At 59.6% G+C, this 16,540-nt stretch carries 18 protein-coding genes; 9 read left to right on the forward strand and 9 right to left on the reverse strand.

Annotated elements, in window-relative coordinates; all coding sequences use genetic code 11:
* Nucleotides 1–49: 49 nt before the first annotated feature.
* Together V6S97_RS15410 and V6S97_RS15415 are read left to right on the forward strand one after the other, a co-directional pair.
* Nucleotides 50–1,252: a phosphoglycerate kinase gene (locus tag V6S97_RS15410; RefSeq protein ID WP_003506193.1), complete on the forward strand. Its 1,203-nt coding sequence runs from the start codon at nt 50–52 to the stop codon at nt 1,250–1,252.
* Nucleotides 1,253–1,443: 191 nt separating this feature from the next.
* A complete protein-coding gene (locus V6S97_RS15415; protein ID WP_003506191.1) occupies nt 1,444–2,469 on the forward strand; it encodes a class I fructose-bisphosphate aldolase in 1,026 nt (341 codons plus the stop codon).
* A 58-nt stretch (nt 2,470–2,527) separates the two neighbouring features.
* Here V6S97_RS15415 and V6S97_RS15420 read toward each other — a convergent pair whose 3' ends face one another.
* Nucleotides 2,528–2,683 carry a hypothetical protein gene (locus V6S97_RS15420; protein WP_003506189.1) on the reverse strand — a complete coding sequence of 52 codons (156 nt, stop codon included), beginning with the start codon at nt 2,681–2,683 and terminating at the stop codon, nt 2,528–2,530.
* A gap of 136 nt (nt 2,684–2,819) precedes the next feature.
* Between V6S97_RS15420 and V6S97_RS15425 the strand changes: the two genes are divergently transcribed.
* The 3 genes from V6S97_RS15425 to rcdA all read left to right on the forward strand — a co-directional run bounded on the left by V6S97_RS15425 (nt 2,820) and on the right by rcdA (nt 5,217).
* Nucleotides 2,820–4,109: an MFS transporter gene (locus tag V6S97_RS15425; protein WP_060723145.1), complete on the forward strand. Its 1,290-nt coding sequence runs from the start codon at nt 2,820–2,822 to the stop codon at nt 4,107–4,109.
* Entirely contained in the window at nt 4,106–4,297 is a 192-nt protein-coding gene (locus tag V6S97_RS15430; RefSeq protein WP_003506186.1) for a DUF1192 domain-containing protein, read from the forward strand. The genes V6S97_RS15425 and V6S97_RS15430 overlap by 4 nt, the downstream gene beginning before the upstream one ends.
* A gap of 404 nt (nt 4,298–4,701) precedes the next feature.
* Complete coding sequence (rcdA, locus tag V6S97_RS15435) at nt 4,702–5,217, forward strand: protease adaptor protein RcdA (protein WP_003506184.1); 516 nt, start codon at nt 4,702–4,704, stop codon at nt 5,215–5,217.
* A 153-nt stretch (nt 5,218–5,370) separates the two neighbouring features.
* On the opposite strand, the gene rpmE is transcribed toward rcdA, so the two are convergent.
* Complete coding sequence (gene rpmE, locus V6S97_RS15440) at nt 5,371–5,592, reverse strand: 50S ribosomal protein L31 (RefSeq protein ID WP_003506183.1); 222 nt, start codon at nt 5,590–5,592, stop codon at nt 5,371–5,373.
* Between the two features lie 261 nt (nt 5,593–5,853).
* Here rpmE and V6S97_RS15445 point away from each other — a divergent pair, with 261 nt between their 5' ends.
* Complete coding sequence (locus tag V6S97_RS15445; RefSeq protein ID WP_003506179.1) at nt 5,854–7,653, forward strand: ABC transporter transmembrane domain-containing protein; 1,800 nt, start codon at nt 5,854–5,856, stop codon at nt 7,651–7,653.
* A gap of 65 nt (nt 7,654–7,718) precedes the next feature.
* Here the strand turns inward: V6S97_RS15445 and V6S97_RS15450 are convergent, their stop codons facing one another.
* The 6 genes from V6S97_RS15450 to V6S97_RS15475 form a co-directional block, all read right to left on the reverse strand.
* Nucleotides 7,719–9,365 carry an FAD-binding dehydrogenase gene (locus V6S97_RS15450; protein ID WP_334427368.1) on the reverse strand — a complete coding sequence of 549 codons (1,647 nt, stop codon included), beginning with the start codon at nt 9,363–9,365 and terminating at the stop codon, nt 7,719–7,721.
* Nucleotides 9,366–9,454: 89 nt separating this feature from the next.
* Nucleotides 9,455–10,486 carry a peptidoglycan -binding protein gene (locus V6S97_RS15455; RefSeq protein WP_003506175.1) on the reverse strand — a complete coding sequence of 344 codons (1,032 nt, stop codon included), beginning with the start codon at nt 10,484–10,486 and terminating at the stop codon, nt 9,455–9,457.
* Nucleotides 10,487–10,488: 2 nt separating this feature from the next.
* Nucleotides 10,489–11,511, reverse strand: a complete 1,023-nt coding sequence (locus V6S97_RS15460) for a hypothetical protein (protein WP_003506173.1) — start codon at nt 11,509–11,511, stop codon at nt 10,489–10,491.
* 201 nt (nt 11,512–11,712) lie between these two features.
* The gene (locus tag V6S97_RS15465; protein ID WP_003506172.1) at nt 11,713–12,513 is read right to left on the reverse strand and encodes an inositol monophosphatase family protein; all 801 of its coding nucleotides are present in this window, start codon (nt 12,511–12,513) and stop codon (nt 11,713–11,715) included.
* Nucleotides 12,514–12,677: 164 nt separating this feature from the next.
* On the reverse strand, nt 12,678–13,778 hold the full coding sequence (locus V6S97_RS15470; protein WP_003506169.1) for a tetratricopeptide repeat protein: 1,101 nt from the start codon (nt 13,776–13,778) through the stop codon (nt 12,678–12,680).
* Between the two features lie 8 nt (nt 13,779–13,786).
* Complete coding sequence (locus tag V6S97_RS15475; protein ID WP_003506168.1) at nt 13,787–14,440, reverse strand: thiamine phosphate synthase; 654 nt, start codon at nt 14,438–14,440, stop codon at nt 13,787–13,789.
* A 104-nt stretch (nt 14,441–14,544) separates the two neighbouring features.
* Here V6S97_RS15475 and V6S97_RS15480 point away from each other — a divergent pair, with 104 nt between their 5' ends.
* The gene (locus V6S97_RS15480) at nt 14,545–15,309 is read left to right on the forward strand and encodes a sulfite exporter TauE/SafE family protein (protein WP_003506166.1); all 765 of its coding nucleotides are present in this window, start codon (nt 14,545–14,547) and stop codon (nt 15,307–15,309) included.
* Between the two features lie 99 nt (nt 15,310–15,408).
* On the opposite strand, the gene V6S97_RS15485 is transcribed toward V6S97_RS15480, so the two are convergent.
* The gene (locus tag V6S97_RS15485; protein ID WP_003506164.1) at nt 15,409–15,585 is read right to left on the reverse strand and encodes a YdcH family protein; all 177 of its coding nucleotides are present in this window, start codon (nt 15,583–15,585) and stop codon (nt 15,409–15,411) included.
* 235 nt (nt 15,586–15,820) lie between these two features.
* Here V6S97_RS15485 and V6S97_RS15490 point away from each other — a divergent pair, with 235 nt between their 5' ends.
* Nucleotides 15,821–16,024: a YdcH family protein gene (locus tag V6S97_RS15490; RefSeq protein ID WP_003497661.1), complete on the forward strand. Its 204-nt coding sequence runs from the start codon at nt 15,821–15,823 to the stop codon at nt 16,022–16,024.
* A gap of 47 nt (nt 16,025–16,071) precedes the next feature.
* Entirely contained in the window at nt 16,072–16,539 is a 468-nt protein-coding gene (purE, locus tag V6S97_RS15495) for a 5-(carboxyamino)imidazole ribonucleotide mutase (RefSeq protein ID WP_334427546.1), read from the forward strand.
* Nucleotide 16,540 lies beyond the last annotated feature (1 nt).

The raw sequence follows: 16,540 nt of genomic DNA on the forward strand, positions 1-16,540 counted from the left end.
CAGGCATAGTATGGTCCGTGCCGAACTCGCAACAAATCAGGATCGACCTATGCCCGCTTTCAAGACCCTCAACGACCTCAACGACATTGCCGGAAAGCGCGTTCTCGTCCGCGTTGATCTCAACGTGCCGGTCGCGGATGGCAAGGTGACGGACGCAACCCGTATCGAACGTGTTGCGCCGACCATTCTGGAATTGTCCTCAAAGGGCGCGAAAGTCATCCTGCTCGCACATTTCGGCCGCCCGAAGGGCGAACCGGTCGCCGACATGTCGCTTTCCCAGATCGTGCCCGCCGTCGAGGAAGTGCTGGATCACGCCGTTTCCTTCGCGACCGACTGCGTCGGTGCGCCTGCGGCGGATGCCGTCGCGAAACTGAACGACGGCGATATCCTGCTTCTGGAAAACACCCGCTTCCACAAGGGCGAAGAAAAGAACGATCCCGCCTTCGTCGAGGCTCTGGCGGCCAACGGCGATATCTATGTGAACGACGCTTTCTCCGCCGCCCACCGCGCCCACGCCTCCACCGAAGGTCTTGCGCGCCACCTGCCCGCCTATGCCGGCCGCACCATGCAGGCCGAGCTTGAGGCGCTGGAAAAGGGCCTCGGCCAGCCGGTCCGTCCGGTGGTCGCCATCGTCGGAGGCGCCAAGGTTTCGAGCAAGATCGATCTCTTGATGAACCTCGTCAAGAAAGTCGATGCCCTCGTCATCGGCGGCGGCATGGCCAACACCTTCCTTGCCGCACGCGGCGCACAAGTCGGCAAATCGCTCTGCGAACACGATCTTGCCGAGACCGCAAAGCAGATCATGATCGAGGCCGCGACATCCGGCTGTGCGATTGTTCTGCCGGAAGACGGCGTGGTCGCCCGCGAATTCAAGGCCGGTGCGGCCAATGAAACCGTCGATATCAACGCCATTCCCGCCGACGCGATGGTTCTCGACGTCGGCCCGAAATCGGTTGAAAGCATCAAGGCCTGGATTTCCCGCGCGGAAACGCTGGTCTGGAACGGCCCGCTCGGCGCTTTCGAAATCGAACCCTTCGACGCGGCGACTGTGGCTGCTGCAAAACACGCAGCGGAATGCACGAAGGCCGGCAAGCTCGTCTCCGTCGCCGGCGGCGGTGACACCGTGGCCGCACTCAACCATGCCGGCGTTTCGGACGATTTCACCTATATCTCGACGGCAGGCGGCGCCTTCCTCGAATGGATGGAAGGCAAGGAATTGCCGGGCGTTGCCATCCTGACCGCCGCCAAGTAAACTTACCCCACTTGCCTGACACAAGGCCGGACAAGCCATGCTTGTCCGGCCTTGTCTTTTGGTAAGCGGCACCTTGAGGAAAAGTTTCAAACGATTGAAATGATTTCAATCGTTTCAATGAGTTAGCGTGCCATTTCCCTGCCCTGGAACTTCTGTTATCGGAAATTTATTGTGCCTTGGGAGAATAGCAAATGACCGAACGTCTCGAAGACATCGCCATCAAAATGGTTGCCGACGGCAAGGGCCTGCTCGCAGCCGACGAATCCACAGGAACGATCAAGAAGCGTTTCGACAGCATCAATCTGGAGTCCACCGAGACCGCCCGCCGCGACTACCGCGAAATGCTGTTCCGCTCCGACGACGCTATGAAGAAATACATCTCCGGCGTCATCCTTTATGAAGAGACCCTGTTCCAGAAGGCCGCCGATGGCACGCCTTTCGTTGATATCATCAAGGCGGCCGGCAGCCTGCCCGGCATCAAGGTGGATATCGGCGCCAAGCCGATGGCTTTCCACCCGCACGAATTCATCACCGAAGGCCTCGACGGTCTTTACGAGCGCCTGCGCAAATATCATGACGCCGGTGCCCGCTTCGCCAAGTGGCGCGGCGTCATCACCATCGGTGAACAGCGTCCGAGCTGGGGTTCTATCAAGGCAAACTCCCAGTCGCTCGCCCGTTACGCCGCTCTCTGCCAGCAGGCGGATATCGTGCCGATCGTGGAACCCGAAGTGCTGATGGACGGCGAACCGGGCACGCATGACATCGACCGCTGTGCGGAAGTCACGCAATGGGTTCTCCAGACCGTTTTCGCGGATCTGTTCGACGCCCGCGTGAACCTCGAAGGCATGATCCTCAAACCGAACATGATCATCGACGGCAAGAATGCCCGCAAGGCTTCGGTCGAGGAAGTGGCGGAAAAGACCGTGAAGGTTCTGAAGGCGACCGTGCCGTCAGCCGTTCCGGGCATTGCCTTCCTTTCCGGCGGCCAGTCTTCCGAAGAGGCAACCGCGCATCTCTCCGCCATGAATGCCGGCTACGACCTGCCCTGGTCACTGACCTATTCCTACGGCCGCGCGCTTCAGGATACGGCCCTCAAGACCTGGGGCGGCAAGCAGGAAAATGTCGCCGCCGGCCAGCGCGCCTTCACGCACCGCGCCGCGATGAACAGCCTCGCCGCCAAGGGTAACTGGAAGCAGGAACTCGAAAAGGCAGCCTGAGGCCCTCACCGGCAGGCATTTAGTCAAACAAAAGCCGCCCTCTGGGGCGGCTTTTTCGTTACGGACGCAGAAGCAGCGTCGCCGACCAGATGACAAAGGCGGCAACCGCGATCTTCCAGCAATCGCCTCTTTTCTTCAGGCCCGGCAGACCTAGCGGCCGGATGATCTGGATCGCCATGGCCAGCAGTAAAAAAAGGCCGATCGCCTTCGTCATTTATTGAGCCTTTTCTTTATTTCTGCATCGTCACAGGCTGGACATTTTTACCGTTCACCAGAAGAGTGCAACTCATTCGGGTAACGCCCGTCTATGGCCTGTCCGACCGTCCGTCCGAACGCATGAGAGTGTTTTCATGAGCAGAAATCTTCTACCCGTATTCGCTCTTTTATCCAGCACTCTGTTTCTTTTTCTCGGCAACGGCCTTCAGGGTCTCATCCTGCCCGTCCGTGGTTCGGCGGAAGGTTACTCCAATGAAATTCTGGGCTTTCTGGGCACTTCGTGGGCGGCGGGCTTCGTCGTCGGCTGCTTTGTCGCGCCTGCCATCGTGCGCCGTGCGGGGCATGTGCGGGCATTCGGCTCCTTCGTGGCGCTGGTGTGCCTGACGGTGCTGATGACCGGCCTTATCATCGACGACACGTCGTGGATTGCACTGCGCGCGCTTACCGGCTTCTGCACGGCCGGCACCTCGATGATCATTGAAAGCTGGCTGAACGAGCGCGCCACCAATGAAAGCCGTGGCATGATCTTCTCGCTCTATATCGCCATCACGCTGCTCGGGGTCGTGGCGGGGCAGATGATCGTGCCGATGGGCGATATCAGCAATACGTCGCTGTTCATGATCTGCGGCATCATCTATTGCATCGCCATTCTGCCGGCCACGCTTTCGAAAGCGGCCAGTCCGCAGCCGTTACAGAAGGTGAAGCTGGATCTGCCGGCCCTTTACCGCAACTCGCCGGTCTCCTTCGTCGGCATCCTGATGATCGGCATTGCCAACGGCGCTTACGGTACGCTCGGTGCCGTCTTCGGCGCGCGCGCAGGTCTGGACCCGACCATGATCGCCATCATGGTTTCGGTCACGATTTTCGTCGGTGCGCTGGCGCAATTTCCGGCGGGAAGGCTTTCAGACCGGATAGACCGCCGATACGTGCTGGCGGGACTTGCCGGGGTTGGCGCGGTCGCGGGCCTCGCTGTCGCGGTGGTGCAACCGCATGACGTCTATGTGCTGATTTTCATGATCGCCATTTACGGCGCCGCCGCCAACGCGCTTTATCCCATCGCCGTGGCGCATGCCAACGACTTCGCCGCCTCGGAAGACTTCGTCAAGGTCTCGGGTGGCCTGCTTTTGCTTTACGGCATCGGCACCATCATCGGCCCGACGCTCGGCGGCGCGATCATGACCCATTTCGGCCCCTATGCGCTGTTTCTGGTGACGGCTGTGGCGCATCTGCTCATCACCGCCTATGCCATCATCAGAAGCCGCCAGCGCGCAGCACTTTCGACCGAGGAAAAAGACAATTTCTCGACCATGATGCCGACGACGCCCTCAACGCTCGTCACGCCGGAAAGTATTGCGCTTGACCCGCGCGCGCAGCAATATCCCGGGGACGATGGCGACTATGTGGAAAAAGGAGCAGGCATATGAGTCTCTTTGACGATGACCGTCCGCAAAAACCGGCAGCGCACGAGATCGGCGGCGATCTCAGCCTTCTTTCGGTGGACGAACTGAGCAGCCGTATCGATCTTCTGCAAGCCGAAATCACCCGGCTGGAAGAGGAGAGGACACGGAAATCCGCCGGCAGGCAGGCGGCGGAGAATCTCTTCCGGTCCTGACGCGCAGTTGAGAATAGACATGGGACTGCACTTCCAATGCCTAGAGCTGCGGCTCAGGCGGTATCTGGAAATGAATATTCCGGGGCAGTCTTTCGTTTACCATTAACCAAAAATTAAGCTTTCTGAGAGATTACTATACATGTCCAGTTCTTCTGGACCTCAGGCATCTTCTCCATACGGCGAATTGGTCTGATTTTTCTCCCTGTTTTACCTTGAGAGCCGCTTTCGCGGCTCTTTTTTTGCCGCTTGCCGGATTCCGTAAAACTGTGGGTATTAACCCTTCTTTAATAATTGCCTTGCGCATTTCAGGTAAAGATACCATCCTGAAAACACTAAAGGCCGGAACAAAATATCCGGGTCGTCGTTGCCTGACAGTGTGGTGCGTGAGCAGGGATTTAAAGAAAATGTCGGAACAGGTTTTAAATACCATAAGCTTTGCGGGTCGCGCGGCTGCTTCCAACCAGTTCAAGACCCTCTATACCGAAGGCATGACCTTGGTTGAGGAAACGGCAAGTTATCTCGACGGTGCCGGCCGCGCCGCCTCCAAGGTGCTGCCGCGCATGGCCTCGGTACTTTATGCGGCGGAATCGATGCGCCTCACCACCCGCCTGATGCAGATGGCCTCCTGGCTGCTTCTGCAGCGCGCCGTCAACAATGGCGAAATGACGCGCGATCAGGTTCTGAGCGAAAAGAACAAGGTGCGGCTCGACAGCTTTAATGTCGACCGTAACGCGCCCGGCTGGAACGACCTGCCCGAATCCTTCCGCGACCTCATCGAGCGCTCGCTGCGTCTCCAGAACCGCATCGCCCTGCTCGACCGCGAAATCTATCGCCCGTCCGAAGCCGCCAAGGTGCCGGACAATGAAAACAGCGTGCAGGCGCAGCTCAATCTTCTGCGCACAGCTTTCTCGATCAACTGAGAAAAGACGACCTTATCCGGACAATTTGAAAAGCAGGCTGAAAAGCCTGCTTTTTTGTTTTGGTCGTTACACCCATATGTACGGCCGCGAAAAGCAGACAACAAAAAAGCCCGGAAAAACCGGGCTTTTTTATACAATCCGTCCGCAAGTGGATCAGAGGCCGAGGCCGCCGAAACGCTTGTTGAACTTGGAAACGCGACCACCGCGGTCCATAAGCTGCTGGTTGCCGCCCGTCCATGCCGGATGGGACTTGGGGTCGATTTCAAGGTTCATGACTGCGCCTTCCGAACCCCAGGTAGAGCGGGTTTCGTATTCGGTGCCATCGGTCATGACGACCTTGATCGTGTGATAAGCGGGATGGATATCAGCCTTCATGACAATCTTCCTGGTTAAGTGACGTGCGGTCCATTTGCCGCAATTGCGTCAACTGAGCCATTTCAATAAATGAAGCCATAGACCAGATGGGCTATGGCTTCCCAATTCGATGCGGAGCCTATACATGAAGGTCGCCCAGATAACAAGAGCCTGCTATCCCCTTGTGAAAGGAGATGGCCGCAGGGGCTGGAATTTTACCGCGCGCCGGAAATTCACCCGCAAAAGGCCCAAAAACGGCATTGAACAAGGAGCATAGAGGACGTGGCAGATATTGACGAGCAGAAAGCTGCGAAACAGAGAAGCCTGAAGCCGCTTCTTGGCCTCTTCCCCTATCTCAGCCGTTATCGCGGCCTGATGGCGGCAGCCCTTTTCGCGCTTGTGCTTTCCTCTGCCACGACATTGGCCCTGCCGCTTGCCGTTCGCCGCATCATCGACCACGGTTTCCAGACGCCGGATGGCGGCATGATCAACAGCTATTTCGCCGTGCTTCTGGCGATTGCCGTGCTCCTCGCGCTTGCCAGCGCCATGCGCTATTATTACGTCATGACCATTGGTGAAAGGGTCGTTGCCGATCTGCGCCGCGATGTCTTTGCCCATCTCACCACGCTCTCGCAGCAGTTTTTCGATAGCAATCGATCCGGCGAACTGACCTCGCGACTGACCGCCGATACGGTGCAGATCCGCTCGGCATTCGGGTCTTCCGCCTCCGTGGCTTTGCGCAACATCATCATGTGCTGTGGTGCCGTGGCGATGATGATCTATACCAGCCCCGGTCTTTCGGGCCTTGCGCTGCTTGCCATTCCCTTCATCGTTTTTCCGTTGATCGCCTTCGGGCGCTCGGTTCGCGCCCGCTCCCGCACCACGCAGGATACATTGGCCAATTCCGCCGCCTATGCTTCCGAGACGATTGCTGCGAGCCGCACCGTGCAGTCCTTTAACGCCGAGGTGCTGGCAAATGCCCGTTATGGCGCTTCCGTGGAAGCCGCCTATCAGGGCGCTCGGGCAGCGATCGGCGCACGCTCCATTCTCACCGCCGTCGCCATCGCGCTGGTCTTCGGCAGCGTCGTCGGCATTCTCTGGTATGGCGCGCAAAGCGTCCTGTCTGGCGGCATGACGGCAGGCACGCTCGGTCAGTTCGTGCTTTATTCGGTCATCGCGGCAAGCGGTCTCGGCCAGCTCTCGGAAGTCTGGGGTGAACTGGCGCAGGCGGGTGGTGCGGCCGAACGGCTTTCCGAATTGCTGAACGAGCGCTCGCCCGTCGCAGAACCCGCAACCCCTGTCGCCATGCCGCAGCCGCCGCGCGGCGAAGCCGAATTCGAAAATGTCGATTTTGTCTACCCGCTCGCGACAGGGCGGCCGATCGTCTCCGGCCTCTCCTTCAAGGTCAGCGCCGGCGAAACCGTCGCAATCGTCGGGCCTTCAGGTGCGGGCAAGAGCACGGTCTTTTCGCTGCTGATGCGCTTTTACGATCCGCAACAGGGCCGCATCACCGTCGATGGCACGGATATCCGCGACGTCACCCTCGCCGATCTGCGCGCGCGCCTGTCCATCGTTCCGCAGGATGTGGCGATATTCGCCTCCTCCATCCACGACAATATCGCCTTTGGCCGACCTGACGCGACACGCGAGGAGGTGCGCGCCGCCGCCATCGCCGCACAGGCTGACAGCTTCATCGAACGTCTCACCGATGGATATGATACCCAGGTGGGTGAACGCGGCGTGACGCTTTCCGGCGGCCAGCGCCAGCGCATCGCCATTGCCCGCGCCATCCTGCGCAATGCGCCGATCCTGCTGCTCGACGAAGCGACTTCGGCACTCGATGCGGAAAGCGAAACGCTGGTTCAAAAGGCGCTTGATGAGCTGATGAAAACCCGCACCACCATCGTCATCGCTCACCGCCTTGCCACCGTGCTGAAGGCCGACCGTATTCTGGTGATGGATGAAGGCCGCATCATCGAGGAAGGCACGCATCAGAGCCTCATTCGCCAGAACGGCCTTTATGCGCGGCTTGCCCGGCTGCAATTCCAGACCGGACCGGACGAATTGCGCGCCCAGGCTTAGTTCACGCGATCGGAGCGGAATTTCAGGCAAAACCGCTGGCGTTTCGCCATTCCGCTCTCAACGGCTCACGCCAGCACGCTGCGTCCGGCAATGCGGCCCGAAAACAGGCAGCCGCCAAGGAATGTGCCCTCCAGCGCGTTGTAGCCATGCATGCCACCGCCACCGAAACCCGCCACTTCGCCGGCGGCATAAAGCCCCGGCACCGGCTCACCGGCAGCATCCAGCACCCGGGCTTCAAGATCGGTATGAAGGCCGCCAAGCGTCTTGCGCGTCAGCACGTGCAGCCGCACGGCAATCAGCGGCCCCATCGCCGGGTCGAGCAGCCGGTGCGGTTTTGCCGTCCGCATCAGCCGGTCGCCAAGATAACGACGTGCGCCATGGATGGCCGTTACCTGGGCATCCTTGCTGAAACCATTTTCGATTTCGCGGTCGCGCGCTTCGATCTGCCGGCGGATATGGTCTATATGCAGCCGGTTATCGCCACTGATGGCGTTCATCGCCGCCACGAGTTCTTCCAGCGTATCTCGAACGGCGAAATCTTCACCCCGCTCCATGAAGGCACACACTGGTCCCGGCGGCTCCTTGCCCAACCTTTTGAGCAGCAGCGGTATATCCTTGCCGGTCAGATCAGGATTCTGCTCCGAGCCTGAAAGCGCAAATTCCTTCTTGATGATCGCCTTGGTCAGAATGAACCAGCTATGGCCGCTGCCGCGTTCGCCCAGCATTTTAAGCGTGCCGAGCGTATCGAAACCTGGCATGGCGGGAGCGGCGAGGCGGTTTCCATCCGCATCGCACCAGAAGGACGAGGGACCGGGCAGGATGCGGATACCGTGACCCGGCCAGATCGGATCATGGTTTTTCACGCCCTCGGTATAATGCCACATACGGTCACGATTGATGACGGCTCCGCCGGCCGTTTCCGTAATGGCGATCATGCGGCCATCCACATGCGCGGGAACACCGCAGACCATGTTGGCAGGAGGCTCGCCCAACCGTTCCACCGGCCAGTTGCGCCGCACCAGTTCCTGATTGCCGCCGATGCCGCCGGAACTGACGATGACCGTCGCAGCGGAGAAAGTAAAATCGCCCTGCTCTTCCCGGCTGCTCTCCTGCCCGCGTTGCACGGGGTCGGCTGCAAGAACAGCGCCTGAAATGCCGGTCACCCGGCCGTCGGCGACCTCCAGACGATCAACCCGGTGGCGAAAACGGAAGGTCAGCCGGCCGGTTGCCGCCATGGCCTTCGCCTTTTTAACGAAGGGTGCGAGTACGCCCGGACCCGTGCCCCATGTGACATGGAAACGCGGAACAGAATTGCCATGACCATGGGCGAGGCTGCCGCCGCGCTCGGCCCAGCCGACCACAGGAAACCAGCGCATGCCCATACGGTGCAGCCATTCGCGTTTTTCACCGGCAGCGAAATCGAGATAGGCCTCCGCCCAACGGCGCGGCCAATAATCCTCCGGACGGTCGAAACCGGCTGAACCGAACCAGTCTTGCCTTGCAAGATCGATACTGTCTCGCACCCGCATCCGGCGCTGTTCGGGGCTATCGACGAAAAACAGACCGCCCAGCGACCAGAAGGCCTGGCCGCCAAGGTTCTGCTCGCCCTCCTGATCCACGACATAGACGCTGAAACCTCGCTCAGCAGCCTCGGTTGCCGCCACCAGCCCGGCAAGCCCAGCGCCGACAACGATCACATCATAGCGTTCCATCAGCCCCTCCCAGATATGACGGAATTACTTTTACGCGAACGTAAATTTACTTTCGCCGGAAGGCAACCGCGCTGATGCGGTCCGCGATTTCAGCGCTCGGTGAGCTTGAGTTCGATACGGCGGTTCTGCTGCCGTGCTTCCGGGGTATCGCCTTCGGCAATCGGCTGATATTCACCGAAACCAGCGGCAACCAGCCGGTTTGCCGGGACGCCCTTGGAGATCAGGAATTTCACCACCGAGGTGGCACGGGCCGAGGAGAGTTCCCAATTGTCCCGGTAACGTCCGGAACCGGAAAGCTGGACATTATCCGTGTGGCCATCCACGCGCAGGACCCAGTTGATTTCCGCCGGAATTTCCTTGGCGAGATCGAGCAGCGCGACCGCCAGCTTCTCCATCTCCGTCTGCCCTTCCGGATTGAGTTCATTGCCGCCGGAAGGGAAGAGCACTTCGGACTGGAAGACGAACCGGTCACCGACGATGCGGATGTTTTCGCGGTCCGACAGGATTTCACGCAGCCGCCCGAAGAAATCAGACCGATAGCGGTTCAGTTCCTGCACCCGCTGCGCCAGCGCGACATTGAGGCGACGGCCGAGATCGGCGATCTTGACCTGAGACGAGGTATCCTTGGCTTCCGAAGCCTGCAGGGCGGCTTCCACCGAAGCGATCTGCGCTCTCAGCGCCGCAATCTGCTGGTTCAGCAATTCGATCTGCGCGGAGGCGCGGGAATTGGCCTGCCGCTGGTCGTCCAGCTCGCCGGTCAGGCTGCCAATCCGGGCATTGGCGTTCGCATTGTTGCCCGATCCCGCATCGAGAAGCGCCTGCAGTCGGGAACGCTCGTTTTCTGAAGCTGCGAGCGTCGATTGCAGGCTTGCGAGCGCGTCCTCAATATCCTGCTTGTTGCCTTTTTCCATGGCCAGAAGTTCGGTCAGTTCGGCAATCTGGCTGTTGAGGCGCGTCAGCACTTCGTCCTTGCCGGTAATTTCGCGCGACAGTACGAATTGCGCCAGCACGAAGACCGTCAGCAAAAACATGATGGCCATCAGCAGCGTCGAAAGCGCATCGACGAAACCCGGCCAATAATCCACACCCCTGTCGCGGCGGCGGTTGCGCGCAAGCGCCATGGCTACTCGCTCCCGTTATCGTGCCGGGTGCGTCCGGATGATTTCGTGTCGCTATCGATCCGTGCCGACAGCCGGTCGAGCGTGCGGCGGAGTGATTTCGATTCCTCCTGCTGCGCCTCGATCCAGTCACGCAGCATCTGCTGTTCGCTGCGCATGTTCTTGACCAGACCCTGAATGCCCTCGGCAAGGCTGGTCATGGCCGCAAGCGAACGCTCGGTGCTGACCATGGCGCCCGGCTCAACGGCCTTGAACTCCCTCGGCCCTTCCGCCGAGGTGTCAGTTACCGATGACAGCCAGTTTTCGAGTTGGGTGTAAAAACGGTTCTGCGCGCGACCGGCCTGAAGATCGAGAAAACCGAGGATCAGCGAACCTGAAAGACCGAGCAGCGACGAGGAGAAGGCCGTTCCCATGCCCGCCAGCGGCGCGGTGAGACCGGCCTTGAGCGAGCTCAGAATATCGTTGCTGTCACCGGCGCTCGGATCGAGCGACTGGATGACATTGCTGATGGCGCCGATGGTGCCGATCAGGCCCCAGAAGGTGCCGAGCAGACCGAGAAACACCAGCAGGCCGACGAGATAACGCGAGGTATCACGCGATTCGTCGAGTCGTGTTGCGATGGAATCGAGGATGGTCCGCTGCGTGACCGTGGAAAGCCGGACTTCGCCGCGCTTGCCGATCAGCGTGCTCATCGGCGCAAGCAGTTTTGGCGCACGGCCGACCTTTTCGACGCTGCCGGCAGCACGAAAGGCATTGAACCAGCGGACTTCCGAGCGCAGGCTCATCGTCTGCGTAAACACCAGAATGATGCCGATGGCCAACACGCCGAGAATGAAGCCGTTGAGCCCCGGATTGGTCATGAAGGCGGTGTGCGCCTGCCGATAGAGAATGGCCGCCAGAAAGCCGACGAGGATCAGAAACAGAACCATCGTCCAGAGAAACGGTGTGGGGCTGGACAGCTTGTGGCTGTATTGCCGTGTGGTCACCGGTTTCTCGACGCCAAGATCGAGCAGCTCCGAATCCGCCATAACGTTCGCATTCCCTCTGGTCAGGTATCCAGCGGAAGCTATTTGAAAATTGCGACGATTTGAAGCGAAAAGCCGGTCTTTCGTCACAGGCGTTTTAGGAAAATGTGTGAGCACCCGGCAATGGAAAACAAAAACACCCGGCGAACATTCGCCGGGCGTCTAAAACTTGTAGAAAACGACAGGTTTTCCGCCGAAAACCGATCAGCGGCCCGGGATGGGACGGTTGGCGACCTCAACGAGCGCCTTGTGGATATATTCATTTCCGGCAGCAACGGTGCCGCTGCCGAAGATATCCGTGCCGCCCTTGATGTCGGATGCGAAGCCGCCGGCTTCACGAATCAGCACCAGACCGGCCGCCATATCCCATGGCGAAAGATCGGCTTCCCAGTAACCGTCGAGACGGCCCGCGGCGACATAAGCCAGATCGAGCGAAGCCGCGCCCATGCGACGGATGCCGGCAGCCTCACCCATGACATGGCGAAGCTCGACCAGGAACTTGCCGTGATTGCCGCGACCGAGATGCGGCACGCCGCAGCCGATGACGCAATCGGTCAGCGCCTTGCGCGCGGCAACACGGATGCGGCGATCGTTGAGGAACGCGCCGCCGCCACGCTCGGCGGTGTAGAGTTCGTCGGTGGCCGGATTGAAGATCACGCCGGCAACGACTTCACCGTTACGCTCCAGCGCGATGGAAACCGCAAAATGCGGAATGCCGTGCAGGAAGTTAGTGGTGCCATCAAGCGGATCCACGATCCAGCGATGTGCGCCATCGCTACCCTTTTCCTCGCCACCTTCTTCACCCAGGAAGTCATAGGTCGGGCGGGCCTTCATCAATTCATCGCGCACGATCTTTTCGGCTTTCAGATCCGCCTGCGAGACGAAATCGCTCGGTCCCTTGACCGAGACCTGAAGGTTCTGCACTTCACCGAAGTCACGCGACAAAGACTTACCCGCCTTGATGGCGGCCTGAACCATGACATTGAGAAGGGCTGAACGGGCCATCGAATTTGTTTCCTGGAAAGCTTGCGAACCGCCCGGAAGTTCACCGGGCAGGCACGTCATTATTTTCTTGAATTGAAAGTTTGCGGTTCAAGACCACAAAACGCGCGGAAATTCAAGGCAAAAAGCCCATGGGGCTGCGCCGGCGTGGTTAGGCCCGTCTGCCATCACGTCGGGCGGAAACGATTTGCGGCCTCAATCGCCTTCTTCTGCTGCTCGTCGGTGATCCCGAGATAAAAGTCCTCGAGGGAGGGATCCTTGAGCCCCGCGCGACGGGAAAGCACATACCATTTGGCCGCTTCGACCGCATCGGGCCGGGTGCCAAGCGCCTGAATATAAAGATGCGCCACCTTGTTCTGCGCCACGACATTACCACGCTGTGCCGCACCGTATAGCCAGCGGAAGCCCTCATCCAGATTGCGCTCGCCGCCGAAACCATTCACCAGCCAGATGCCAAGATCGACCTGCGCGGTGTCGTAACCCGCCTTTGCGGCCCGCATCAGCCAGTCCCGCGCCTTGGCCTTCTTTTCGGCCGGCACGTCCTTCACCGACCAGTAAATCTGCGACACCGCATATTGAGCATCTGCAATGCCCTGGTCAGCGGATTTTTCGTAGAAAGGCAATGCCATCAGCAGGCCCTTGGCGCCGGGATTTTCCGAAACCAGTATCTGGCCCCAGTTGAACTGGGCAGAGGCATTACCGGCTTCCGCGGCGCGGCGCATGAAATCGTCAGCTTTCGCCTTATCGCGGGTGACGAATTTGCCTTCCATCAGGATCAGGGCGAATTTGAACATGGCGACGGGATCGCCACCCTGTGCAGCCTGCTGATACCAGAAAGCCGCGGTTTTTTCGTCACGGGCAATGCCCAGACCACGCGACATCATTTCCGCCACCAGCGTCTGGGCGGATGCGTCACCGTTCTGCGCACGGTTCAGCGCCTTGTCGAGCGCCTGCACATATTCACCGCGCTGGAAATGCCCATAGGCTTCGTCCACCCGGCCCTTGAATTCCTTTTCAGGCGGCAGGGCGGGCAGCTCCGCACCCATGCGCTGATAGACATTGACGCCTGCGGACGGCTGCAAGTCCTTCTGCTCTTCGGATTGCACCCTGCCCTGACGGGTCGGCTGAGCCTCATTTTCCAGCTGGCGGGAAAGCGCATTGCTTTCGCTCTGCGGCCCGGATTGAGCAAAAGCGACACCCGCCGGCGCGCCGAAAGCAAGCGTCAGCAGCGAAACGGAAAAGCAGAGGTGAACCGAGCGCATGATCATCGCCTGTATCAACCGCCAAACCGTGGCGCTTTTTCGTCAAGCAGGGCGTTGATTTCAGAAACCGCCTGGGCAGCGCCACCGGCATTGTCAAAGACGCCGCTGCGCATCGCCACGAACTCCACGCCGGTTTCAGCTACGGCAACAACCGAAGACACATCCGTGCCACCCATGACGATGGCCGGAATTTCGATCATCGACGCCCACCACTCACCGAGAGCCAGGTTTTTGGGGTGCGCCTCAGGCTTGATGTCGCCTTCCAGCTTTCCGAAAAACACATAATCCGGATTGGACTCGCCCTGCTCCAGAGCCTTGTGACGGTCATCCGCATTACCGCCGCCGACGATCAGCTTCGGCGTGAACTTTTCCACGGCCTCGGCAAGCGCCTCGGCATTGCCAGCCACATGAAGGCCATCCGCCTTCACGCGACCGGCAACGCGGCTGTCTCCGGCAATGAGCGCCGCCGCACCGGCCTTTTGCACGACAGGCACGATCAATTCGGCGCGTTTCTGGAAAGCGGCGTCATCCAGACCATATTGCGGAATGATGACGGAAGCGACATCGCCGCCCCGCAATGCTTCTTCCACTTCTGTTGCCTGCTTTTGCGCGTCGTCCGATTCCGGAACGATCAGGACAAGGCGGCAACGATCTTCAACTAGGGTCATCGGTTCGTCCATTTCAGACAGAAGACGCTTGCCGCGCAATCTGCACTCGTTTTCATATGACAAATCCGATAAACCGGACCGGCGAAAGGATCAACTGTCCATCCATGCTGACCGATTTTCATTTTTATCTCGTCGCCATCCCCGCAGTCGTGCTCGTCGGCCTTTCCAAGGGCGGGCTGGGCGGCGCACTGGCCCTAATGGGCGTGCCGCTGATGGCGCTTGCCGTATCGCCTGTGCAGGCCGCCGCAATCTTTCTGCCGATCCTGATCGTGATGGATCTCGTGGCGCTTTGGGCCTGGCGGCACCACAACCACCGGGAAACGCTCCTCATCATGCTGCCCGGCGCAATCGCCGGCATCACGCTCGGCTGGGCGACCTCAAGCCTCATCTCCGCGGATGCCATGCGTCTCGTCGTCGCCTCGGTGACGATCCTGTTCGTGCTGCGTTATTTTCAGGAGAGTTTCAAAAGCCGTAAGGGACAGGAAATTCCGGCCAAACCGCAAAGACCGGCAGCCGCGACGCTCTGGTCCAGCCTTTCCGGTTATGCGAGCTTCGTGGCCCATGCGGGTGGACCGCCCTTTCAGATCTATGTTCTGCCGCTGAAGCTCGATCCGAAGACCTATACCGGCATGAGCGTACGCTTCTTCGCCATCATGAATGCGATCAAGCTCATTCCCTATTTCGCGCTCGGCGCGCTTGATGCCACCAACCTCAAAACCTCGGCCAGCCTGCTGCCGGTGGCGATGCTGGCGACGCTTGCCGGTGCAAGGGTGGTGAAATATCTGAAACCATCAGTGTTTTACCCGCTGATGTATTCCATGGCGCTGATTGCCGCGCTGAAACTGCTTTGGGACGGGTTGCCTTTCTAAGCTCAGGCAGCCACTAAAAGGCCCTGGCAGCACGCAGGTGCCGTCAGGGCCGAAAAGGAATCCGTCAGTCCTTCATTGAAGGCTGCGGTTTGGCATCAATTAGTGCCTTGTGGAGGCTTTAAGCCTCTGCAGTTCATCCTTCAGGCGCAGTTTACGGCGTTTGAGGTCGGCGATCTCTCTATCGTCAGAGGACGGGGAAGCAAGAATACTTTCGAGCTCCTCCTCCAGAGCACCGTGTTTCTTTTCGAGCGATGCAATATGAGCCTGAATGGTCATGCGGCACGTCCTTCCATTTTTAAGCCTACCTCCAGCTCTCCATCGCTGGAGTTTCAGGTTTGCGACGACAATGTGACACGGATCGTTGGTCTTGTCGAAGGCGAAATGAAGGCAATAAGTGGGCAATTTGGTCGCAAGGGATAACTTCCCGTTACCGCGATTTGATGATAGAGGCTCGTGAACGATCACAGACGCGCCGGAGCCGATCCGGCTAGCATAAAATGGGGATGACGAGATGCCCGATCAGGACCAGGCGGACATCAGGCTCACGCTGGCGCGGCTGCGCCAGGAGCATGAGGATTATGACGCGGCGATCAACGCGATGATCCAGACCAGCTGCGATGCGCTGAGAATACAGCGCATGAAAAAGAAGAAGCTGGCCGTCAAGGACAAGATGACCCAGCTCGAAGACCAGGTCATTCCCGATATCATCGCCTGAGCCGGAGAGATTACGTGACAGCAGAAACGCCCCCCGTCGCAATCATCATGGGCAGCCAGTCCGACTGGGAGACCATGAAGAACGCCGCCGATACGCTGGATGCGCTCGACATCGAATACGAAGCCCGCATCATTTCCGCCCACCGCACCCCGGACCGGCTTTATGACTTCGCCAATGGCGCGAAGGACGAAGGCTTCAAGGTCATTATCGCGGGCGCCGGCGGCGCTGCCCATCTGCCCGGCATGACGGCCTCAATGACGCCGCTTCCGGTGTTCGGCGTTCCGGTTCAGTCAAAGACCATGTCCGGTCAGGACAGCCTCTATTCCATCGTGCAGATGCCCGCCGGCATCCCCGTCGGCACGCTCGCCATCGGCAAGGCCGGCGCGATCAATGCGGCACTTCTCGCCGCTGCGGTTCTGGCGCTGAGCGACGAGGACCTCGCTGACCGGCTGGATGCCTGGCGTGCACGCCAGTCGGCAGCCGTCGCCGAATATCCCATGGACAGCACCCAGTGAC

This window comes from Agrobacterium sp. CCNWLW155 (assembly GCF_036888815.1).
GTDB lineage: Bacteria > Pseudomonadota > Alphaproteobacteria > Rhizobiales > Rhizobiaceae > Agrobacterium > Agrobacterium radiobacter.

What these genes read in the sequence shown, in the direction of transcription:
- V6S97_RS15485 (WP_003506164.1), bottom strand. Translation starts at nt 15,585, where the DNA reads ATGACCATTCAGGCTCATATTGCATCGCTCGAAAAGAAACACGGTGCT.
- V6S97_RS15415 (WP_003506191.1), top strand. Translation starts at nt 1,444, where the DNA reads ATGACCGAACGTCTCGAAGACATCGCCATCAAAATGGTTGCCGACGGC.
- rcdA (WP_003506184.1), top strand. Translation starts at nt 4,702, where the DNA reads ATGTCGGAACAGGTTTTAAATACCATAAGCTTTGCGGGTCGCGCGGCT.
- V6S97_RS15480 (WP_003506166.1), top strand. Translation starts at nt 14,545, where the DNA reads ATGCTGACCGATTTTCATTTTTATCTCGTCGCCATCCCCGCAGTCGTG.
- V6S97_RS15420 (WP_003506189.1), bottom strand. Translation starts at nt 2,683, where the DNA reads ATGACGAAGGCGATCGGCCTTTTTTTACTGCTGGCCATGGCGATCCAG.
- rpmE (WP_003506183.1), bottom strand. Translation starts at nt 5,592, where the DNA reads ATGAAGGCTGATATCCATCCCGCTTATCACACGATCAAGGTCGTCATG.
- V6S97_RS15450 (WP_334427368.1), bottom strand. Translation starts at nt 9,365, where the DNA reads ATGGAACGCTATGATGTGATCGTTGTCGGCGCTGGGCTTGCCGGGCTG.
- V6S97_RS15490 (WP_003497661.1), top strand. Translation starts at nt 15,821, where the DNA reads ATGCCCGATCAGGACCAGGCGGACATCAGGCTCACGCTGGCGCGGCTG.
- V6S97_RS15410 (WP_003506193.1), top strand. Translation starts at nt 50, where the DNA reads ATGCCCGCTTTCAAGACCCTCAACGACCTCAACGACATTGCCGGAAAG.
- purE (WP_334427546.1), top strand. Translation starts at nt 16,072, where the DNA reads ATGGGCAGCCAGTCCGACTGGGAGACCATGAAGAACGCCGCCGATACG.
- V6S97_RS15470 (WP_003506169.1), bottom strand. Translation starts at nt 13,778, where the DNA reads ATGATCATGCGCTCGGTTCACCTCTGCTTTTCCGTTTCGCTGCTGACG.
- V6S97_RS15430 (WP_003506186.1), top strand. Translation starts at nt 4,106, where the DNA reads ATGAGTCTCTTTGACGATGACCGTCCGCAAAAACCGGCAGCGCACGAG.
- V6S97_RS15425 (WP_060723145.1), top strand. Translation starts at nt 2,820, where the DNA reads ATGAGCAGAAATCTTCTACCCGTATTCGCTCTTTTATCCAGCACTCTG.
- V6S97_RS15465 (WP_003506172.1), bottom strand. Translation starts at nt 12,513, where the DNA reads ATGGCCCGTTCAGCCCTTCTCAATGTCATGGTTCAGGCCGCCATCAAG.
- V6S97_RS15475 (WP_003506168.1), bottom strand. Translation starts at nt 14,440, where the DNA reads ATGACCCTAGTTGAAGATCGTTGCCGCCTTGTCCTGATCGTTCCGGAA.
- V6S97_RS15455 (WP_003506175.1), bottom strand. Translation starts at nt 10,486, where the DNA reads ATGGCGCTTGCGCGCAACCGCCGCCGCGACAGGGGTGTGGATTATTGG.
- V6S97_RS15460 (WP_003506173.1), bottom strand. Translation starts at nt 11,511, where the DNA reads ATGGCGGATTCGGAGCTGCTCGATCTTGGCGTCGAGAAACCGGTGACC.